The sequence below is a fragment of the Aestuariivirga sp. genome (assembly GCF_047600585.1).
Taxonomy (GTDB): Bacteria; Pseudomonadota; Alphaproteobacteria; order Rhizobiales; family Aestuariivirgaceae; genus Aestuariivirga.
The window spans coordinates 2,166,748-2,181,757 of record NZ_JASGKP010000001.1 but is presented as its reverse complement, the minus strand read 5'-3'; the positions used below and the strand labels follow the sequence as shown (position 1 = coordinate 2,181,757).

The 15,010-nt window shown below is 63.5% G+C and carries 16 protein-coding genes; 11 read left to right on the top strand and 5 right to left on the bottom strand.

The genetic code is table 11. The features are described from left to right. Positions 1–14: 14 nt before the first annotated feature. The 3 genes from rpmF to QM801_RS10815 all read left to right on the top strand — a co-directional run bounded on the left by rpmF (position 15) and on the right by QM801_RS10815 (position 2,249). The gene (gene rpmF, locus QM801_RS10825) at positions 15–200 is read left to right on the top strand and encodes a 50S ribosomal protein L32 (protein ID WP_415019216.1); all 186 of its coding nucleotides are present in this window, start codon (positions 15–17) and stop codon (positions 198–200) included. Between the two features lie 106 nt (positions 201–306). Then, on the top strand, positions 307–1,323 hold the full coding sequence (locus tag QM801_RS10820; RefSeq protein WP_415019215.1) for a GNAT family N-acetyltransferase: 1,017 nt from the start codon (positions 307–309) through the stop codon (positions 1,321–1,323). Next, a complete protein-coding gene (locus tag QM801_RS10815) occupies positions 1,320–2,249 on the top strand; it encodes a cupin-like domain-containing protein (protein ID WP_415019214.1) in 930 nt (309 codons plus the stop codon). Before QM801_RS10820 ends, QM801_RS10815 begins: the two co-directional genes overlap by 4 nt. Positions 2,250–2,330: 81 nt before the next feature. On the opposite strand, the gene ald is transcribed toward QM801_RS10815, so the two are convergent. Continuing rightward, positions 2,331–3,446: an alanine dehydrogenase gene (gene ald / locus QM801_RS10810; protein WP_415019213.1), complete on the bottom strand. Its 1,116-nt coding sequence runs from the start codon at positions 3,444–3,446 to the stop codon at positions 2,331–2,333. Positions 3,447–3,584: 138 nt separating this feature from the next. Here ald and QM801_RS10805 point away from each other — a divergent pair, with 138 nt between their 5' ends. Beyond that, positions 3,585–4,040: an Lrp/AsnC family transcriptional regulator gene (locus tag QM801_RS10805; RefSeq protein ID WP_415019212.1), complete on the top strand. Its 456-nt coding sequence runs from the start codon at positions 3,585–3,587 to the stop codon at positions 4,038–4,040. 3 nt (positions 4,041–4,043) lie between these two features. Here the strand turns inward: QM801_RS10805 and QM801_RS10800 are convergent, their stop codons facing one another. From QM801_RS10800 to QM801_RS10785, 4 genes are all read right to left on the bottom strand, one after another. Further along, positions 4,044–4,937, bottom strand: coding sequence for a hypothetical protein (locus tag QM801_RS10800; protein WP_415019211.1), 894 nt, complete (start codon positions 4,935–4,937; stop codon positions 4,044–4,046). Between the two features lie 127 nt (positions 4,938–5,064). After that, complete coding sequence (locus tag QM801_RS10795) at positions 5,065–6,012, bottom strand: DMT family transporter (RefSeq protein WP_415019210.1); 948 nt, start codon at positions 6,010–6,012, stop codon at positions 5,065–5,067. A 3-nt stretch (positions 6,013–6,015) separates the two neighbouring features. Further along, positions 6,016–6,918, bottom strand: a complete 903-nt coding sequence (locus tag QM801_RS10790; protein WP_415020916.1) for a PLP-dependent aminotransferase family protein — start codon at positions 6,916–6,918, stop codon at positions 6,016–6,018. Beyond that, the gene (locus QM801_RS10785; RefSeq protein ID WP_415019209.1) at positions 6,842–7,492 is read right to left on the bottom strand and encodes a GntR family transcriptional regulator; all 651 of its coding nucleotides are present in this window, start codon (positions 7,490–7,492) and stop codon (positions 6,842–6,844) included. The genes QM801_RS10790 and QM801_RS10785 overlap by 77 nt, the downstream gene beginning before the upstream one ends. A gap of 131 nt (positions 7,493–7,623) precedes the next feature. Here QM801_RS10785 and QM801_RS10780 point away from each other — a divergent pair, with 131 nt between their 5' ends. From QM801_RS10780 to QM801_RS10750, 7 genes are all read left to right on the top strand, one after another. Beyond that, positions 7,624–10,431, top strand: coding sequence for a molybdopterin oxidoreductase family protein (locus QM801_RS10780; protein WP_415019208.1), 2,808 nt, complete (start codon positions 7,624–7,626; stop codon positions 10,429–10,431). After that, on the top strand, positions 10,428–11,222 hold the full coding sequence (locus tag QM801_RS10775) for a 4Fe-4S dicluster domain-containing protein (protein ID WP_415019207.1): 795 nt from the start codon (positions 10,428–10,430) through the stop codon (positions 11,220–11,222). Before QM801_RS10780 ends, QM801_RS10775 begins: the two co-directional genes overlap by 4 nt. Before the next feature lie 7 nt (positions 11,223–11,229). Next, positions 11,230–12,156: a dimethyl sulfoxide reductase anchor subunit family protein gene (locus QM801_RS10770; protein WP_415019206.1), complete on the top strand. Its 927-nt coding sequence runs from the start codon at positions 11,230–11,232 to the stop codon at positions 12,154–12,156. Positions 12,157–12,275: 119 nt separating this feature from the next. Continuing rightward, positions 12,276–13,001, top strand: coding sequence for a septum site-determining protein MinC (gene minC, locus QM801_RS10765; RefSeq protein WP_415019205.1), 726 nt, complete (start codon positions 12,276–12,278; stop codon positions 12,999–13,001). A 21-nt stretch (positions 13,002–13,022) separates the two neighbouring features. Continuing rightward, positions 13,023–13,838: a septum site-determining protein MinD gene (gene minD / locus QM801_RS10760; RefSeq protein ID WP_415019204.1), complete on the top strand. Its 816-nt coding sequence runs from the start codon at positions 13,023–13,025 to the stop codon at positions 13,836–13,838. Further along, positions 13,835–14,092, top strand: coding sequence for a cell division topological specificity factor MinE (minE, locus tag QM801_RS10755; protein WP_415019203.1), 258 nt, complete (start codon positions 13,835–13,837; stop codon positions 14,090–14,092). The genes minD and minE overlap by 4 nt, the downstream gene beginning before the upstream one ends. Positions 14,093–14,162: 70 nt before the next feature. Further along, positions 14,163–14,993, top strand: a complete 831-nt coding sequence (locus QM801_RS10750) for an MBL fold metallo-hydrolase (protein ID WP_415019202.1) — start codon at positions 14,163–14,165, stop codon at positions 14,991–14,993. Positions 14,994–15,010 lie beyond the last annotated feature (17 nt).

Sequence of the window (15,010 nt, the reverse complement as noted above, 5' to 3'; positions counted from 1 at the left end):
CAGAGGTTTAGATCATGGCTGTTCCACGCAAGAAGATGACCAAGAGCCGTATCGGCATGCGCCGTTCCGGCCACAAGATGCCGACAGTCACGGTGATCGAGGACAAGACCTCGGGCGAACTGCGCCGTCCGCACCACATCGACCTCAAGTCGGGCACCTACAAGGGCCGCCAGGTTCTCGCCGCCAAGACCGAAGGCTGAACCAAACAATAACCTCGTTTTGAAAGGCCGGGCCTCAACCCGGCCTTTTGCTTTGCGGGTTAACCAAGCAGGGCCGGACTGGCGGGCATATTGCAATGCCTTGCCCATGATGAGCCCGACCGCCTCAGCTTTTTCCGATGCCGCGTGGATGCGTGCCGTTCTGGCACATGTGCCGCATGCCTCAACGCTTGTGAATGGCACGGAGCCGGGCCCCTTCGGCCTGTTTGCGGCGAAGGAATCACTCCTCCCGCTTACCCACCTGCAATCCGTCACCACGGCGCTCACACCGTGCCCGCTGCCCTCCGTCACCGGTCCCGTGACCGAGTCGGATGCCGCGGCTTTCCTGAACGACTTGGGCGAACCCCTGGTGCTGCGCGGCGTGCCGGCCCACCACCCGGTGGCCGAGGCGCTGCTCAAGGGCGCGAAGCACGTGCATGTGCTGAAGACCTGGCAGCGCGCGGCGCTCGACCTCTCCGGCGATTTCGAAAGCTGGATGACCAACAACTTCGATCACAAGCGCCGCAAGGAACTGAAGCGCCTCAAGGCCCGGCTCGCGGAGCAGGGCACGCTGGTGCTGCACGAACTGATTCCGGGTGGCGACCTTGCCTCCCACATTCGCGCCTTCCTCACTGTCGAAGCCTCGGGCTGGAAGGGCGAGCGTGGCACGGCGATGGCGAGCGATTCCGATGCCGCCCGTGGCCTCAGCGCCGGCCTTGCCGCCATGCACCGCGAAGACAAGGTGCGCTTCTGGACGCTGCGTCTTGATGGCCAGCCCGTGGCTTCGCTCTTTGCCCTCGTCAACGGCGGCGATGTCGTGCTCGGCAAGATCGGCTACGACGAGGCCTTCGCGAAATTCTCGCCGGGCGTGCTTCTCATTGTCGAGGCTACGCGCTGCCTCTTCGAAGAGGGCCTGCGCCTCGCCGACTCCAATGCCATTCCCGGTCATCCCATGATCGACCGCATCTGGCGCGACCGCATCACCTGCATGGACGTGGTGATTGCCGGCAGCGCCGTGAGCAGCGCCACCTTCAGCGTGGTCGCCCGCTATCATGCCCTTAAGGATGCCGCCCGCGCCGCGGCAAAGATGATTTATCTCAGACTGACCGGACGGAGAGCCTCATGACACTTGTTCATATCGACAGCGCAACCGCGAAGGCGAAGTTCCTCAAGGAAGCCTTCACCCTGAAGCACACGCTTGCGGGCCACCCGCTCTTCTCGCTGCCGCGCCTTGTTGAACTTGCCAAGTCGATGCCGCGTGACCGCATCGAATACAACTCCGGCAAGGTGGCCGTGGGCGTGAAGCCCGAGGACATTCCGCGCATCGACAAGTCGCCGGACGACGTGATCCGCTCGATCGAGGTCGACAACGCCTGGATGGTGCTGAAGCGCGTGGAGACGCACCCGGCCTATCGCTCGGTGCTGGAAAGCTTCGTGCGCGAGGCCAATCTTGCGGCGGGCCGCGAGCCGGGTGACTTCTCGGACATCCAGGGCTTCATCTTCGTCTCGTCGGCCAATGCCACGACGCCCTTCCACATCGATGCCGAAGAGAACATCCTGATCCAGCTGCATGGCGACAAGTTCGTGCGCACCTTCGACAACAGCGACCGCGCGCTGGTGAACGAGCAGTGGATGGAGCTTTCTCCCAACCGCCACCGCAACATGCCCTATGAGGACTGGTTCGAGAGCCGCGCCACCATGCACACGCTCAAGCCGGGTGATGCGCTGCACATGCCCTACATGATCCCGCACTGGGTCTCGACGGGTTCGAGCTATTCGATCTCCATGGCGATGACGTGGAAGACGCCGGAGGTCATCCGCCTCAACAAGATCCGCACCATGAACGGCACGCTCCGCCGCTTCGGCCTGCCGCAGCGCGGGCCGGGCGCGTCGCCCGTGCTCGATGCTGCCAAGGTGATCGCCCACGATGTGATCCGCGCCGTGCTCGATCCGCTGCGCAAGTCGGAGCGCATCCGCAATTTCCTGCGCGGCGCCATCTACGGCAAGCAGGCCAACTATTACCTCCAGGACAAGAAGGAGCAGGAGGCGTAACGCCCCTGATCTTTGTGCCCCAACAAAAAGCCCGCCCGGTGATCGCCGGGCGGGCTTCGTGTTTCAGGAGTGTGCCCGGGCTCAGCCGAGGAGCTTTTCGGCGGGCACGTAGCAGTAGCCGAGATCGTCAGCGACAGCCTTGTAGGTCACCTTGCCGCCCGCCACGTTCAGGCCGTTGCGGAGGTGGATGTCGTCGGAGAGCGCCTTCTTCCAGCCCTTGTTGGCGATGGCGAGACCGAAGGGCAGCGTCACGTTGTTGAGGGCATAGGTGGAGGTGCGGGCCACGCCACCCGGCATGTTGGCGACGCAGTAATGGATGACACCGTCGACCTCGTAGGTCGGGTCGGCGTGGGTGGTGGCCTTCGAGGTTTCGGCACAGCCGCCCTGGTCGATGGCGACGTCGACGAGCACCGAGCCCTTCTTCCAGCCCGAGAGCATCTTCTTGGTCACGAGCTTCGGCGCAGCGGCACCCGGAATGAGAACGCCGCCGATCACGAGATCAGCTTCGGCGCATTCGTCTTCCACCGCACCTTGGGTGGAGTAGAGCGTCTTCAGCTGCGTGCCGAAGCGGGCCACGAGTTCTTCCATCCGGTCGGTGGACTTCTCAAGAATGGTGACGTCAGCGCCCAGGCCAAGCGCCATGGCGGCCGCATTGGTGCCGACCACGCCGCCGCCGAGGATGACGACCTTGCCCGGTGCCACGCCGGGCACGCCGCCCAGCAACACGCCACGGCCGCCCTGCGCCTTTTCGAGGCTATGGGCACCGGACTGCACCGACATGCGGCCGGCCACCTGGCTCATGGGCGCAAGAAGCGGCAGGCCGCCACGGGCGCTGGTCACGGTTTCATAGGCGATGCAGATTGCGCCCGAGTTGACGAGGTCCTTGGTCTGCTCCGGATCGGGGGCGAGGTGGAGGTAGGTATAGAGGATCTGCCCTTCGCGGAGCATCTTGCGCTCGCCGGCCTGCGGTTCCTTCACCTTCACGATCATGTCGGCCTTGGCGAAGATCTCGTCCGCAGTGGGAATGATCTTGGCGCCGGCCTTCTCGTAGTCGGCATCGCTGGAGCCGATGCCTGCACCGGCCTGGCTCTGCACCCACACGGTGTGGCCGCTGCGCACGGCTTCACGTACCGAAGTGGGCGTCATGCCCACGCGGTATTCATGGTTCTTGATTTCCTTCGGCACGCCGATGAGCATTTTGGTTTCCTCCGTCTTTTGAAGGCCGGAGAATACGCGAGAGCCCTCGCAATGTTTTCCCGAAGGAATGGTGCGGAGCCGCACTGACTGGAAAAATATTCCGAATTATGCTACGATAGCGGCATGAAATACCATGAATTGGATAAATCAGACAAAATCATCCTGAAAACCCTGCAGTCCAGCGCCCAGATGCCGCTGAGCGAAATTGCCGGGAAGGCGGGTCTCTCGCCCTCCACCTGCCACCGCCGCATCAAGGCGATGGAGGAGGCGGGGCTGATCCTCGGCTACGGCGCGCAGCTTGACCGCAAGCGGCTGGGCCTTGCCAACGAGTTCTTCGTGGAGGTGTCGCTTGCCGCCCAGACAGAAGAGGCCTTCGAGAAGTTCGAGAAGGCGGTGGCGCGGGTTCCGGAAATCCTCGAGTGCCACCTGATGAGCGGACAGTTCGACTATCTGCTCCGGGTCGTCGCGCGCGATGCCGAGGATTACGAGCGCATCCACCGCACGAGGCTGGCGCGGCTTCCGGGATTGCAGCGCATCCAGTCGTCGCTTGCGCTCCGCACTGTGAAGGCGGGCGGCGGCGTGCCGGTGGAGTGAGGCTTATTCGAGCGGGCCAGCCGAGATGCCCTGCCAGCGTGTAAAGGCAGGGAGATCCATGGCCGCGCCATTGCGCTCGTTGTCACGAAGACTGTGACCGAAGGTCCACGTCGTGCCGAACAAGATCGTGTGGCTGTTCACATGATCGTTTTCATTGTCCTGGTCGGCAAAATCCCCCCTATAGGCAATGTAAATCTTGCCGGGCCAATCAAAGTCACCCGGGAAGAAATCCAGTTCATGCTGGAGGCGAGCTCCCACCGACAGGATGTCGATGCCGTCATTGTCGCCATCCATCTCGCCATGGAGGTATGCCGCCTCCGCTTGCACAAGGGTGTTCTCTGCGAAGTAGTAACGCGCAAGCCCACGCACGTAGAAAGCGTCGCGGATCATGTCGTCATCATTGTGATCGCTGTCGAGGAAACCGGCCTGTGCACCCAGCGTCGCGTCACCGGCGTACCACTGCCCTTCAACGCCGAAGGTGTGCGTCTTGCCTCCGCCAGTCTTCTCGATTCCAACGTCTGCAAGGGCGCCGTAGAGGCCCAAAGCGCCGGTATCGCCCCTCATGTAGGCGTGCAGGCCACCGCCGAGGGTGGACAGGTAGGAGGCATCTGCGCCGCTATTGAGCCAGGCGTATTCTCCGAAGGCATCGCCCTGGAGGTTGAAACCGTTGCCCATGTCGAAATTGAGCCGGGCTACGCCCGCCGTGGTGGAATAGAAATCATCTTCTGGCGAATCGACGGCATTGCCCTTCAGAAACACGTAGCTGCTCTGGCTTTCGAACATGAAACGGATGGTGTTGTCATCCTGAACGAATGCGTCAGCTGCCCGCGCTGCGGAACTTCCCCAAGCAATACCTGCTGCAGAAATGACCGAGAGAAATACAGCTCTTTTGTTCATCTGACGTCTGCCCAGAAACAATTTGCCCGGCGGGGAACTTACCCGAGTTTGGCCGTGCCATGCAAAAGGAATTGAAGGGTTCAACGTTTGTGCCGGGGACCGTGTGACACACCGGCAACAGCTTCGCTCAGATGCTGCCCGCAGGCCGGTTGCTTCGATCCTTCCACAACATCCAGATGCCGGCGCCGATGACGATGACGGCCCCGGACCACGTGGAAGAATCTGGAAAATCACCGAAAAACACGATTCCGTTGCAGATCGCCCAGAGCAATGCGGTGTACTCGAACGGAGCGACGAAGTTTGCTTCCGCCGTCCTGTAGGCAAAGATGAAACCCGCCGAGGCAAGCGCGCTCAGCATCCCCATGAGGATGAGAAGGATCAACTGGTGCGTGTCCGGCCACACCCAGGGCCGCAGCAGGAAGAGCAGCGACTTGTCTGTGATGGAGGCGCTGGCGAAATGCGGGCCGATCAGACCGATAAGAAGTGCCACGCTGAAGTACGTGAGGTTCTGCCAGTTGGCGATCACCACCGGCTCGACGCGGAGCGACAGGTGCCGCCCGATCATCTGCCCGATGGCGTAACCCACGGCCGACCAGAGCGCATAGAGGGCGGCGGGCTGGAACGCCTCCGAACCCGGCCTCACCATCAGCATGACGCCACCGAAGCCGATGATGATGGCAATCCAGCGGTACCGCGGCACGCGCTCCCCCAACGCCCATCCGGCAAGCGCCGCTACGAAGAAGGGCATGGTGAAATAGATCGAGACCGAGGTGGCCAGCGGCAGCGTCGCGATCGACAGAACGAATCCGAAATAGGCCGTGCACAGAATGAAGGAGCGCAGCACCAGCATGGGGAGCAGGCGCGGCGGAAAAAGATTGGCCGGGCTGCTGGTGATGAGGAGCCAGGTAAAGAGCAGCGGCAGGGACGAGATGGTGCGGAAGATCACCGCCTCATAGGCGGGCAGGCTGCCGCTCACACCCTTCATGATCGCGTCCTGCATGGACGCAAGGCCCACCGAGCCCACGACGAAGAGCGCGGCCCGTGCGCGGCTCTGGAGGACCGTGCCGTCGCCCATGACTCAGCCGAGCGACCGGATGGTGTCAGCGAGGAGCTTGATGCCGGGTTCGATCTTCTTCTCGTCGATGGACGAGAAGGCCAGGCGGAAGAAATTGAGTGGTGGCTTGGCGCCGCCGAAAGTGATGCGCCCCGGTTCGATGAAGATGCTCTTGGCGAGGGCCGCCTTGTACAGCACCTCGCTGTCGAGCCGCGGCGGACCCTTCACCCAATAGGCGGTGCCACCGAAGGAGGGATTGCGCGAGGCATTGGGCAGGTGGTCGGCAAGCGCTTTCCCCATGATCTCCCAGCGGGCGCGGTAGGACTTGTGCAGGCGGCGGATGAGCGTGTCGTGATGGCCGAGCGAGAGGAAGAGGGCGGCGGCGCGCTGGTTGTTGTTGGGCGCATGGCGCACCATCAGGCGGCGGAGCGCGCGGGCCTCGGCGATCAACTCTTTGGGCCCCACCATGAAGCCGAGGCGCAGGCCCGGGAAGAGAGTCTTCGAGAGCGAGCCCACATAGATGACGCGGCCATCGTCATCGAGCGACTTCAACGCCGGGCAGGGCTCGTTCACGTAGTTGGTTTCGAACTCGTAGTCGTCCTCGATGATGAGGAAGTTTTGTTCCTGTGCCTTCTTCAGAAGCGCAAGGCGGCGCTCCAGCGGCATAGTCACCGTGGTCGGGAACTGGTGGCTGGGCGTGGTGAAGACGAGATCGAGATCATCGAGCGCCGCATTGACCACCAGACCTTGCTCGTCCACGGGGAGGAGCTTCACGTTGTCGGTGCGCAGGCGGAACATGTTGCGGGCATCGGTATAGCCCGGCTCTTCCATGCCCACCTTACTGCTGCGGTCAACGAGCAGGCTCGCCAGCAGGAAGAGGGCGTTCTGCGCGCCCAGCGTGATGAGGATTTCGTCGTCGCTCGCCATGATGCCGCGGCGCGGCAGGATGCGGCGGCGGATTCTGCTCCACCAGCAGCGGGTCGTCATGCTCCCACGAATCGTTGGTCCATGCGCCCAGCCACTTCTTGCCCAGCGCTTGGCGGGTGCACTCCCGCCATTCCGCCAGCGGGAAGAGCGTGTGGTCCACCTGTCCGTAGATGAAGGGGTAGGTGTAGTCCTGCCAGTTCAGCGGCTTCGACTGGTTTTCCTGTTCGGAGGGGCGGGTCTTGAACTGGCGGGAGACATCCGCCGCGGCGCCGCTCCGGGCGGCCCGCGTGCCGACGCTGCGCACCGTTGTGGCGGTGTCTTCCAGCGCCTTGTCGGCGACGTAATAGCCGGAGCGCTCGCGGGCGACGAGATAACCGTCGTCCAGCAGCCCCTGGTAGGCCAGAACCACGGTGTTACGCGACACGCCCAGCGACTTCGCCATCTTGCGGGTGGAGGGAATGGGTTCCGATTGGTCCAGTTTTCGGTCCAAGATCGCCGAGACAAGCGCTTCCCGTATCTGCGCCTGCAGGCTGGAGAATTCGGTCCGCTTCAGATGGATAAGCCAGTCGCGCACGTCGGTGGGTTCCGTGGTTGGATCATACTGGCCCTATGATAGGGCCAATTTGCCCCATAAATCCAGTACGCGGCGTTCTGGCACATCAGCGAAATTCGCATATGATGACCCGGCGCTGATACGGGACACAAATGACTGAGCCTGCCGTCGACACCCAGATCAAGACCTGGGACGAGATCAAGACGACTACCTGCTACATGTGCGCCTGCCGTTGCGGCATCAAGGTGTATCTGAAGGATGGCACGGTCAAATACATTGAAGGCAACCGCGACCATCCCGTGAACAAGGGCGTGATCTGCGGCAAGGGCGCCTCCGGCATCATGCAGCACACCTCGCCGTCGCGACTCTCGAAGCCGCTGATCCGCGTGGGTCCGCGCGGCTCCGGCGAATTTCGCGAGATCGAATGGGAAGAAGCGCTCCGCACCGCCACGCTGTGGCTCTCGGAAGTGCGTGGCAAGGATCCCCGGCGTCTCGCCTTCTTTACGGGCCGCGACCAGTCGCAGGCCTTGACTGGTTGGTGGGCCTCGCAGTTCGGCACGCCCAACTATGCCGCCCATGGCGGCTTCTGCTCGGTCAACATGGCGGCGGCGGGTCTCTACACCTATGGCGGCAGCTTCTGGGAATTCGGCGAGCCGGACTGGCAGCACTCGAAGTACTTCATGCTCTTCGGCGTGGCCGAGGACCACGCCTCGAACCCGATCAAGATGGGGCTGGGCAAGCTCAAGGCGCGCGGCGCCAAGATCGTCTCGATCAATCCCGTGAAGACGGGCTACTCGGCGATTGCCGATGAATGGATCGGCATCCGCCCCGGCACCGACGGATTGTTTGCCGGCGCGCTCATCCACGTGCTGATGGAGCTGCAGAAGATCGACGGTGAATATCTGCTGCGCTTCACCAATGCGCCGTGGCTGGTGATCGAGAATCCGGGCGGCGCCGACGATGGCCTGATCCTGCGCAATGCCGCGGGCACGCCGCTCGTCTACGATCCGCAGACCGAAGGCACCAAGGTGGCCGGCACCTACGGCATCAATCCTCCGCTGATGGGCCGCTTCACGCTTGAGGATGGGCGCAAGGTGGTGACGAGCTTCACCCTCATCGCCGAGCGCTTCCTCAGCAAGGACTATGCGCCGGAAACGGTGGCGGCGGCCTGCGGCGTTCCCGCCAGCACCATCCGCCGCATCGCCGGCGAGCTCGCCCACACCGCCTTCGAGCAGACGATCGAGCTTGATATTCCGTGGACGGACTATCTCGGCCGACAGTACGAGAAGACACGCGGACGGCCCGTGTCCTTCCATGCCATGCGCGGCATCTCCGCCCATTCCAACGGCTTCCACACCTGCCGCACCATCCATCTCCTGCAGATCATGCTGGGCACCATCGATTGCCCGGGCGGCACGCGCTACAAGCCGCCGTTCCCCAAGCCCATTCCGCCCGGCGTGAAGCCCGCCGGAAAGCCTGGGCAGGTGAAGCCGCTGACACCGCTGCCGGGGCCGCCGCTTGGATTCGTGACCTCGCCAGACGATCTGCTGGTCGATGAATTCGGCACGCCGCAGCGGATCGACAAGGCCTATTCCTGGGATGCCCCCATCGCCGCCCACGGCATGATGCACATGGTCATCAACAATGCCGCGAAGGGCGACCCTTACTCCGTCGACGTGCTCTTCATGTACATGGCCAACATGAGCTGGAACTCGGCCATGAACGTGCCCGACACGCTGAAGGCGCTGACGGCGGTGCGCGACGACGGCGAGTACGTGATCCCGCACATCATCTATTCCGATGCCTATGCCTCCGAGATGGTGCACTACGCCGACCTCATCCTGCCGGACACCACTTACCTCGAGCGCTGGGACTGCATCTCGCTGCTCGACCGTCCGGTGTCGGAGCCCGATGGCCCGGCGGATTCGATCCGCCAGCCTGTCGTGGCGCCGGATCGTGACGTGCGGCCCTTCCAGGATGTGCTGCTTGATCTCGGCGCGCGGCTTGGCCTTCCCGCCATGGTGAAGCAGGACGGCACGCCGCGCTATCCCGGCGGCTACCCCGACTACCTCGTGAACCACGAGCGTGCGCCGGGCCTCGGGCCTCTCGCCGGGTTCCGCGGGCATGAGGGGCGCATGTCGGGCAGGGGGCCGGTGAACCCGAAGCAGCTCGAGCAGTACATCGAAAACGGCTGCCATTGGTTCCAGGAAATTCCGGACCGCGCCAAGTACTACAAGCACGTGAACTGGGACTATCTCGACTGGGCCACCTTCATGGGCTTCCTCGCCAAGCCCGAGCCCATCATCCACCAGCTTTACTCGGAGCCGCTGCAGCGCTTCCGCCTTGCGGCCCGCGGCTTCGGGCAGGTGACGCCGCCGCCCGAGCACCGCCAGCGCATCGAGACCTACTTCGATCCCATTCCCTTCTGGTATGCGCCCTTCGAGGGTGAGCAGGTGAGCGGTGAGGCATTCCCCATGCACGCGATCACGCAGCGACCGATGGCGATGTATCACGCCTGGGGATCGCAGAATTCCTGGCTCCGGCAAATCCTCGGCCGCAACTGGCTCTACATCCACCGCAAGCGCGCCGCGAAACTCAACATCGCGGATGGTGATTGGGTGACGGTCACGTCCCATCACGGCCAGATCAAGTGCCAGGCGAAGCTCATGGACGGACAGAACGAAGACACGGTGTGGACGTGGAACGCCATCGGCAAGCGGAGCGGCACATGGGGCCTCGCCAAGGATGCGCCCGAATCCAAAAAGGGATTCCTGCTCAATCACTTGATCAGCGATCTGCTTCCGGAACGTGAAGGCGGCTACCGCTATTCCAACAGCGACCCCGTGACGGGGCAGGCGGCGTGGTATGATCTCCGCGTGCGCGTCGAGAAGGCGGCGGACCAGTCGGCCGAGAGCGCGCCGCAGTTCCCGAGCCTCAAGAACGTGGGGGTGAAGGCATGACATCGCTTCCCGCCAGCACGCAGAAGAAGCTCGGCCTCGTCATCGATCTCGACATCTGCGTGGGCTGTCAGGCCTGCGCAACGTCATGCAAGGAGTGGAACACGCAAGGCGTCTCCGCCCCGCTCTCCGACGACAAGCCACGGAGCGCCGAGCCCATGGGCACATGGCTGAACCGCATCCACGGCTACGAGGTGAAGGAGCAGGGGCAGCAGGAATCCCGCATCGTGCATTTCCCGCGCTCGTGCCTGCATTGCGAGACCCCGGCCTGCGTCACCGTCTGCCCCACGGGTGCCTCCTACAAACGCGCCGAAGACGGCATCGTGCTGGTGAATCCCGAGACCTGCATCGGCTGCAAGCTCTGTTCCTGGGCCTGCCCCTATGGCGCGCGTGAATACGACTATCCCACCGGCGTGATGAAGAAGTGTACGCTCTGCGTCGACCGCATCTACAACGAGAACTTCGCCGAGGAAGACCGCCTGCCGGCCTGCGTGAAGGCTTGCCCCACAGGTGCCCGCAGCTTCGGCGATCTCGGCGATCCTGCGTCCGATGTCTCGAAGCTGGTTGCCGATCGCGGCGGCTACGACCTGCTGCCCGAGATGGGCTACAAGCCCACCAACAAGTATCTGCCGCCGCGCGCCCGCCGCGATCAACAGACCTTCGCGGAACCTCTGCCCAAGTCCGATGGCTCGGCGCTGGAAAAGCTCTTCGCCTGGGCCGACAGGCTGATGACCAGTGCCAAGGCCTCGGCCCGCGCCAACGAAACCGACCTGTCCGACAGGCTGGAAGGGTGATGCCGGAATGAATCCCGCCTATTCGGTGATCCTGTTCACGACTGCCTCAGGCGCGGGCTACGGCCTTCTCGCCTTGCTGGGACTCGTGGGTGTCAACCACGGCCAGGCCTCGTCCATCGCTTTCGGTGTGACGTCGATGCTGCTGGCGCTGGCGCTCATCACCGTGGGCCTGCTCTCGTCCACCTTCCATCTCGGCCATCCCGAGCGGGCGTGGCGGGCGCTATCGCAGTGGCGCTCCTCCTGGCTCTCGCGCGAGGGTGTTGCGGCAATCGTCGCCTACCCGGTGGCGCTCGCTTTCGGACTCGTGTGGAGCGGGCTGATCGAGAAGCCGGAGTGGATCACGCCGCTCGGCCTCGCCTGCGTGGTGATGAGCTTCATCACCGTGCTCTGCACCGGCAAGATCTACGCCTCGCTGAAAACCATTCCGCAGTGGCACAACGGCCTCACGGTGCCCGTCTACCTCCTCTTCGGCCTTGCCACGGGTTCGGTGGTGCTGATGGCGGTGGCCACCATCTTCGGCCGCTTCCAGGGCTTCCAGGTGATCTTCACCATCGTCGCCCTCATCATCGTGGGCGTGCTGAAGAGCCTCTACTGGCGGTCGATCGACAACGCTATTCCGCGTTTCACTATGGGCGATGCCACGGGCCTCAAGGGTGATGTGCGCCAGTGGGAGGTTCCGCACACCAACGTGAACTTCATCCAGAAGGAGATGGGCTACGTGGTGGCGCGGAAGCACGCGGAGAAGCTGCGCAACATGGTGGTGATTGCACTCGCCGTTGCGGTGATCATTTCGCTGCTCGCCTGGGCGGTGACGCCGTGGCTTTCCTTCATCGCAGCGGCTGCCGCGCTCTTCGCCGCGGCGGTCGAACGCTGGCTCTTCTTCGCCGAAGCGACCCACGTGGTGAACCTCTACTACGGTCTTGATAAGGCCTAGAGTTCGACACAAACCTGCCTCAATCCGGCACGTCCTGTTAACCAGCTGTTAACCATGATCCCTTCACATCCTGCCTGCTGGGGTGCGTTGCGTAGAAGGGTTTTTCAGTCGTGTCAGTCATGTCCACGTCCCGTATGTCGTTGCGTCTCCTGGGCCGCTCATATCTGGCCTTCGTGCTCGCACCCGAACCGCCATTCAATGAATGGCTTGCTGAACTTGATGCGCGCCTGCTGCATCAGGCGTCGTTCTTCTCGAACCGTCCGGTCATCCTCGATCTTGCCGCGCTCTCGCCCACCATGGCGGAGACGCAGCATGTTATCGCCGCCGTCGAGTCACGGGGCCTCCGCCTCGTTGCCGTCGAAGGGGTGAATGCCGACTGGGTGTCGCCGCGGCTGGCGCCGCTGCCGGGAACGCCCATGCCCATCGGCGTCTTCAATCCGAAGGATGCCGACGGCAAGCCGCCGCCGCGCCAGGCGCGCTTCTCGCTTGCCGAGAAGCCGGACCTCAACAAGCCCGCAGCGAGCCTCCTCGTCGAGGAGCCCTTGCGCTCCGGCCAGTCCCTCATCTTCCCGCAAGGGGACGTGACGGTGATCGGCTCGGTTGCCTCCGGCGCCGAGATCGCCGCCGGCGGCTCCATCCACATCTACGGCACGCTGCGCGGACGCGCCTTTGCCGGCACCAACGGCAATGCCAAGGCCCGCATCTTCTGCAACCGGTTCGATGCCGAGTTGCTGGTGATCGACGGCCTCTACAAGACCGCAGACGACTTCGATCCGGCCCTGCGCGGTGCGCAGGTGCAGGCACGGCTCGACCGCGACGTCCTCAACATCGAAGTCTTTCATTGATCATCATCAGGAGTAGGTAACATGTCGAAAGTCATAGTCGTCACGTCAGGCAAGGGTGGCGTGGGCAAAACAACAACAACCGCAGCCCTGGGGTCGGCGCTGGCCATGAACGGCAAGTCTGTCGTGGTGGTGGACTTCGATGTCGGCCTGCGCAACCTCGACCTGATCATGGGCGCCGAGCGCCGCGTGGTCTATGACCTCATCAACGTCACGCAGAACCAGGCCAAGCTGCATCAGGCGCTCATCCGCGACAAGCGTCTCGAGAACCTCTGGCTGCTGCCCGCCTCGCAGACCCGCGACAAGGATTCGCTGAACGAGAAGGGCCTCGGCCGCCTGATGAAGGAGCTGAAGGCGCAGTTCGATTTCATCATCTGCGACAGCCCCGCCGGCATCGAGCGCGGCGCCATTCTCGCCATGCGCTATGCAGATGAAGCGGTGATCGTCACCAATCCGGAAGTCTCCTCGGTGCGCGATTCCGACCGCATCATCGGGCTTCTCGATTCCAAGACCGAGAAGGCGGAGAAGGGTGGCAAGGTGGAGAAGCACCTGCTGATCACCCGCTATGACCAGAACCGCGCCGGTCGCGGCGACATGCTGAAGATCGACGACGTGCTGGAAATCCTGCTGGTGCCGCTCCTCGGCGTCATCCCCGAGAGCGAGCAGGTGCTGCGCGCCTCCAACATCGGCCAGCCGGTCACCGTCGCCAAGCCGATGTCGGCGCCGGCGCGGGCCTATTCCGATGCCGCGCGCCGTCTCCTCGGTGAGCAGCTGGCCATGAATGTTCCGCTCGAACGCTACAACCTCATCTCCCGGATCTTCGGCGGGAGGGCTGCATGAATTTTCTGAACCGATGGTGGAAGCCGCGCGAGCCGGAGCCTTCGACCGCCCCCGTGGCGCGCGAACGCCTGCAAGTGCTGCTCTCGCACGAGCGGGGCGCGAACGGGCAGTCCAATCTCCTGGGCCTCATCAAGGAGGACGTGCTGGCGGCGATCAAGCGTCACATCAGCATTCCCTCCGAGGCCGTTCATGTGAAGGTGGAGCGCCGCAAGGCCATCTCCACCATGCGCATCTCGCTCGACCTGCCGAAGTAGAAAAGCAAAGTTGAGGGTGGCCGCCTCGTCCGCGCTGGCATAGAGTTGCCGGCAAAGGCGAGGTGACAACATGCCCAACATGCTGGCGGATGGCGTGCGCTGGTTCGACGACTGGTTTGCCCTGCGCGAAGTGGCGCGGGGCATCCATGCCATTGGCGAACCGCGCTTCCACCAGATCAACTGGAACTATCTTGTGCTGGGGAACGAGCGGGCGCTGCTCTTCGACACGGGCCCCGGCGTGCGCGACATCCTGCAGGTGGTGAAGGCGCTGACGCCGCTGCCCCTGACCGCCATGCCCTCACACATGCATTTCGATCACACCGGCAACATCACCCGCTTCTTTGACGTCGCGGTGGCGGACCTGCCGCTGTTGCGCGCCTTCGAGCAGGACGGGATGCTGCAGGAACCCGGCAATCTCTTCCTCGGCCACTACGAGGGGATGAAGTGGACGCCCTTCCGCGTGAGCCAGTGGCTGCCGCCCGGTCATGTGATCGATCTCGGCGGACGGCGGCTGGAGGTGATCCACACGCCCGGCCATTCGCCGGATCACGTGGCCTTGTGGGACAAGGAGGCGGACGTGCTGCTCGCCGCCGACTTCCTGTATCTGGGCGCGCTCTATGCCCAGGTGCCCGGCTCGAACCTCGCCGACTACGAGCGGGTCTGTGAAAGCCTGCTGACGCGGCTTGGGCCCAAGTCGCGCATCTTCGGCGCCCACGGCATGCCGGATGCGAAGGGCCAGCACACCGCGCCGGAACTTGCCAAGGCGGATGCGGAAGCGCTGCTATCCACGCTGAAAATCCTGAAGAAATCCGGCGAGACGCCAAGCCGGGTGGAGGTCAACGAGCGCATGTACCTGCTCATCGGCCCACACGCATATGAGGCTTGGCAGGCAGCAAAGTGATCTATATAAAGAAATCT

Bases quoted from the DNA above. Each gene is read 5' to 3' on its own strand.
- minC (WP_415019205.1), top strand. From the start codon at position 12,276: ATGTCCACGTCCCGTATGTCGTTGCGTCTCCTGGGCCGCTCATATCTG.
- QM801_RS10750 (WP_415019202.1), top strand. From the start codon at position 14,163: ATGCCCAACATGCTGGCGGATGGCGTGCGCTGGTTCGACGACTGGTTT.
- QM801_RS10820 (WP_415019215.1), top strand. From the start codon at position 307: ATGATGAGCCCGACCGCCTCAGCTTTTTCCGATGCCGCGTGGATGCGT.
- minD (WP_415019204.1), top strand. From the start codon at position 13,023: ATGTCGAAAGTCATAGTCGTCACGTCAGGCAAGGGTGGCGTGGGCAAA.
- minE (WP_415019203.1), top strand. From the start codon at position 13,835: ATGAATTTTCTGAACCGATGGTGGAAGCCGCGCGAGCCGGAGCCTTCG.
- QM801_RS10775 (WP_415019207.1), top strand. From the start codon at position 10,428: ATGACATCGCTTCCCGCCAGCACGCAGAAGAAGCTCGGCCTCGTCATC.
- QM801_RS10780 (WP_415019208.1), top strand. From the start codon at position 7,624: ATGACTGAGCCTGCCGTCGACACCCAGATCAAGACCTGGGACGAGATC.
- QM801_RS10815 (WP_415019214.1), top strand. From the start codon at position 1,320: ATGACACTTGTTCATATCGACAGCGCAACCGCGAAGGCGAAGTTCCTC.
- QM801_RS10800 (WP_415019211.1), bottom strand. From the start codon at position 4,937: ATGAACAAAAGAGCTGTATTTCTCTCGGTCATTTCTGCAGCAGGTATT.
- QM801_RS10770 (WP_415019206.1), top strand. From the start codon at position 11,230: ATGAATCCCGCCTATTCGGTGATCCTGTTCACGACTGCCTCAGGCGCG.
- QM801_RS10795 (WP_415019210.1), bottom strand. From the start codon at position 6,012: ATGGGCGACGGCACGGTCCTCCAGAGCCGCGCACGGGCCGCGCTCTTC.
- rpmF (WP_415019216.1), top strand. From the start codon at position 15: ATGGCTGTTCCACGCAAGAAGATGACCAAGAGCCGTATCGGCATGCGC.
- QM801_RS10790 (WP_415020916.1), bottom strand. From the start codon at position 6,918: ATGGCGAGCGACGACGAAATCCTCATCACGCTGGGCGCGCAGAACGCC.
- ald (WP_415019213.1), bottom strand. From the start codon at position 3,446: ATGCTCATCGGCGTGCCGAAGGAAATCAAGAACCATGAATACCGCGTG.